Origin of the sequence: Paracoccus sediminis, assembly GCF_900188295.1 — a bacterium.
GTDB classification, from domain to species: domain Bacteria; phylum Pseudomonadota; class Alphaproteobacteria; order Rhodobacterales; family Rhodobacteraceae; genus Paracoccus; species Paracoccus sediminis.
In genome coordinates, this window is sequence record NZ_FZNM01000033.1 from 1 (window position 1) to 3,854 (window position 3,854).

The window sequence follows — 3,854 nt, forward strand, 5'->3', positions numbered from 1 at the left end:
GATCTCCCTGGCGGTTGCAGCCGCCGGCTGGGTGGGTGTCAGTTCACCCGGAGATTACGCCGCCATCCAATTTCTACCACTTCCGAGACACGACCCACCGCCATGACCACATAAGAGATCATCAGCCCCAGCACCATTGGCACCAGAACGCCCGAGGCGATGTGGAAGAACCACCCCAGCATCAGCGCCAGCATGACGCCCAGCGTGATGTTCAAAAGGGCCGGTGGTGCGGCGGTCGGCGTGGGCTGTGTCATGACGATCCCGAAGCTCTGTCCCTATCGGGTTAGAAGGAACCGAAGGCTGTGCCAAGCACGATCACGGCCACAAGGGCAACAAGCGCGCTGACAATGGCGGCCATGACGATGTCCAGATAGCTTTCGCGATGCGTGCAGCCACAGACCGCAAGCATCGTGACCACCGCGCCATTATGCGGCAAGCTGTCCAGCGTACCCGAGGCGATCACGGCCACCCGGTGCATCAGCGCAGGGTCCAGCCCTGTGTCTGACGCGATCTGCATGAAGGTGGGGCCAAGGGCCTGCAGCGCAATGGTCATCCCGCCCGAAGCCGATCCGGTCAACGCGGCAAGGATGTTCGTCGCTATCGCCAGTGACACGAGCGGCCCGCCTCCGATGCCCAGAACCCAGTCCCGCACCATCTCGAACGCAGGCAGAGCCGCCACGACCGCGCCGAACCCCACAAGGCTTGCCACGCTCATGATCGGAAGTACTGCGGCCGTCGCGCCCGAGTCGATGCTTTCGCGCAGATTGCGAAAGCGGCGCCGGTTCATGGCAACCAGCACGATGCAGGCGACCAGAAGCGCAAGCGCCACCGACCAGACCCCGCCGACAGCCGACAGGGTGGTTTCGCCCCATGCGGGCTGCGAGAGGAAATCGAAATCCATGCTGGGCAGCACGAACTGCGTCAGGATCAGGTTGACCACGACAACCAGAACCAGCGGCAGAATGGCCAGGCCGATCGGTGGCCGCCCGCCCCAGGATCCGGCGCGGCTGATCTCGGCAGGGTCAAACTCGCGTGCGGTGCTGGCCAGCTCGCGCGAGACGGCGGAGCCTTTTTCGGCCGCGCCATAACCCTCGCCCCGCGCCTTGGCCTGACGTTCGCGGAAGGAAAGCCAGCCCAGGCCGATGGCCGCCATGATGATGCTGGCTATGATGCCAAGCCCAGGTGCGGCAAAGGGGGTGGTACCAAAGAACGGCATCGGAATCGCGTTCTGGATCGCAGGCGTTCCCGGCATGGCCGACATGGTGAAGGTCGAGGTTCCAAGCGCGAGTGCCGCCGGAAGCAGCCTGCGCGGCACGCTTCCCGCCTTGAACAGCGCCTGCCCCATTGGCGCCAGAACGAAGAACGCCACAAACAGGCTGACACCGCCATAGGTGACCATCGCGCCCGCAGCCACCACGGCAAGGATCGCCCGCGAGGGGCCGAGCCGGCGCGTCATGTAATCGGCGATCGCTGAAACCGATCCGCTGTCGTCCATCAGCTTGCCGAACAATGCGCCCAGCAGGAAAAGCGGAAAGAACTGCGCCACAAACCCCGCCGCCGCAGGCATGAAGGTCTGCGTCCAGTGCGCCAGCATCGGCTGACCGGAAAAAAGCGCCGCCACCGCAGCAGCCAAAGGCGCCAGCAGCAGGATTGTCCAACTGCGGAACGCAAGCACCATGATCAGGGCAAGGCCCAACAGAATACCCAGCAGACCCAGCATGTCAGAGCTCGTCCGCCAGCGCGTCGATATCGAAGGTCGAACGCACCCCGATGTCCTGAATATGGGTGCGGCCGAAATCCTCGGCGGCGCGGCGCCCTTCGTCGAAGAGCATCTTCAGGAAGTCCCATTCGGCATTCAGCTTCGAGGAATGTCCAAGGTCCACCATGATGTCCGAGGTGATGCGATGCAGGCGCATCTCTTTCCAGTACCGCGCCTCGCCATTGCCGGGGTCGATGACACGGCGCAGCAGCGCCATCATCCGCAACTCTTTCAGTAGCTGGGCGTTGAAAGAGATCTCGTTCAGGCGGCTTGCGATCTCGCGCGCGGTGCGCGGCGTCTCGCGCCGCTCGACCGGGTTGATCTGCACCAGAACGGTATCGAGGCTTTCACATTCACGCACGAGCGGCGTCATCGTCGGGTTGCCCGCATAGCCGCCGTCCCAATAGGGCACGCCGTCGATCTCGATGGCCTGGAACATCGATGGCAGGCAGGCCGAGGCGAGCAGCACATCGGCCGTCACCTCATGCTTGCGGAACACCCTGCCTTGCCCGGTGTGCACATTGGTTGCCGTGATGAACAGCTTGACCGGCCCGGTCGCCAGCGCGTCGAAATCGATCAGGTCTGTCAGGATGTCGCGCAGCGGGTTCCCTGCCGCCCCACCCAGCGAATAGGGCGAGATCAGCCGCGCCATCAGATCCATGGCGATGAAGGCGGGCGAGTTGTCCAGCGTCCATTTGCCCGTCAGGACCTCCAGCGGCCCGCGCTTGAACGGGCTGAAGCGCGCGGCATCGGCCGTCCGGCGCCAGAAGGCGGTCAGCATCTCACGCGCGGTCTGCCGCCCGCCGGTGGCCATGCCGGCCGCCAGGATTGCCGCGTTCATGGCGCCGGCCGAGGTGCCGGAAATGCCATCGATCTCGAACCAGTCTTCCTCGAGGATGCGGTCCAGAACGCCCCATGTAAACGCCCCATGCGAACCGCCCCCCTGCAAGGCGAGGTCGATGGGAAGGGTTTTTCGCGTCTGCGATTTCGGGTTGCTGGCCATTTCGGCGCCTTTCAGTCAATTCATTGCAAGAAAATGGCGCCCGAAGCCGGGCGCCCTAGGGGATCAGGCGGCGGGCACCGCTTGCCCGCGAAGCCTCCACGCCATCGCACCAAGGGCCGCGCCAATGGCGATGAGGTCGAGCCCCAGCATCAGCCCGATCAGCCACAGCGCAGTGACCGGCATCGCGGCAAAAAGCACAAGCGACAGCACGACCGAGAGCACCCCGCTGGCAAAAACCCAAAGCCAGTTGGGCAAGGGACGGATCGTCAATGCGAAGACAACCTTCGACATCCCCTCGATCATGAAGAAGATGATCAGCAGAAGCGACAGCAGCAGCATCCCCTGCGCGATGTTGCGCAAGAGCAGAATGCCCAGCAACACACCAAGTATGGCCGAGATGATCTGCAGCCAGAAGTTCGGCGCATGGCGTGCGCTGATCAGGCCGATGGCCTGAATGATGCCGCTGGCGATCAGCAGCCAGCCGAACACCACGACGGCAGCAGCCGAAGAAAAGGCCGGGAAGACGATGGCGACGATCCCCGCGACGACCAGCAGCGCCGCCTGTACCAGGTGGAAGGTCGAATGGCGGCGCACCGCATCGCGCGCGGCTTCGCGGTAGGTCTGTGCAGCGGCGGCAAGACTGATCGGCATGGCATTGACTTCCTTGTTCAACAGGGTGCTTCCCGCCGGGCAGCGGGTGTTGCCTTCCCCGACCCGCAGGGCCGGATATGGATCAAAATTGGCACAGGACCGTGAAGCCCATGCCAGACAATCAATTTTTCATCGCCGGTCGTGTCGCGAATGTGGTGGAAATTGGCGAGCAGCGCGCTCCGAGCATGTAACGTTGGCTCCGGTCAGGCCGCGAGGTCAAGAGACATCGGCACGAGAGGCTGAGAAAGGGTTTCCCAGCCATCGACTTTTCGCATCTGGATCTGGCCCTGACGCCAGGAGCGCCCAGAGCAGCATCGGCACGGTTTCAGCGCAGGGCAGCACGGTATGGGTCTTGATGCGGCGGCGGAACTCCTCGTTCAGACGCTCAATGGCGTTGGTGGTCCGTGCGGATTTCCATTGCGACGGATCGAGGCGGGTGAA

The 3,854-nt window shown here is 63.7% G+C and carries 4 protein-coding genes and 1 pseudogene; all 5 read right to left on the reverse strand.

Translation table 11 applies throughout. The features are described 5' to 3' along the window. Positions 1-38: 38 nt before the first annotated feature. Positions 39-254 (reverse strand): hypothetical protein, encoded by a 216-nt coding sequence (locus CHB77_RS17815; RefSeq protein ID WP_089389465.1) that lies wholly within the window; start codon positions 252-254, stop codon positions 39-41. Positions 255-283: 29 nt separating this feature from the next. Then, entirely contained in the window at positions 284-1,720 is a 1,437-nt protein-coding gene (locus CHB77_RS17820; RefSeq protein ID WP_089389466.1) for a GntP family permease, read from the reverse strand. Position 1,721: 1 nt separating this feature from the next. Beyond that, positions 1,722-2,762 carry a patatin-like phospholipase family protein gene (locus tag CHB77_RS17825; protein ID WP_035715050.1) on the reverse strand — a complete coding sequence of 347 codons (1,041 nt, stop codon included), beginning with the start codon at positions 2,760-2,762 and terminating at the stop codon, positions 1,722-1,724. Between the two features lie 63 nt (positions 2,763-2,825). Then, positions 2,826-3,434, reverse strand: coding sequence for an HdeD family acid-resistance protein (locus CHB77_RS17830; protein WP_198143212.1), 609 nt, complete (start codon positions 3,432-3,434; stop codon positions 2,826-2,828). A 182-nt stretch (positions 3,435-3,616) separates the two neighbouring features. Further along, positions 3,617-3,854, reverse strand: a pseudogene (locus CHB77_RS17835) (transposase); the annotation flags it as partial.

Bases quoted from the DNA above. Each gene is read 5' to 3' on its own strand.
- CHB77_RS17815 (WP_089389465.1), bottom strand. From the start codon at position 254: ATGACACAGCCCACGCCGACCGCCGCACCACCGGCCCTTTTGAACATC.
- CHB77_RS17820 (WP_089389466.1), bottom strand. From the start codon at position 1,720: ATGCTGGGTCTGCTGGGTATTCTGTTGGGCCTTGCCCTGATCATGGTG.
- CHB77_RS17825 (WP_035715050.1), bottom strand. From the start codon at position 2,762: ATGGCCAGCAACCCGAAATCGCAGACGCGAAAAACCCTTCCCATCGAC.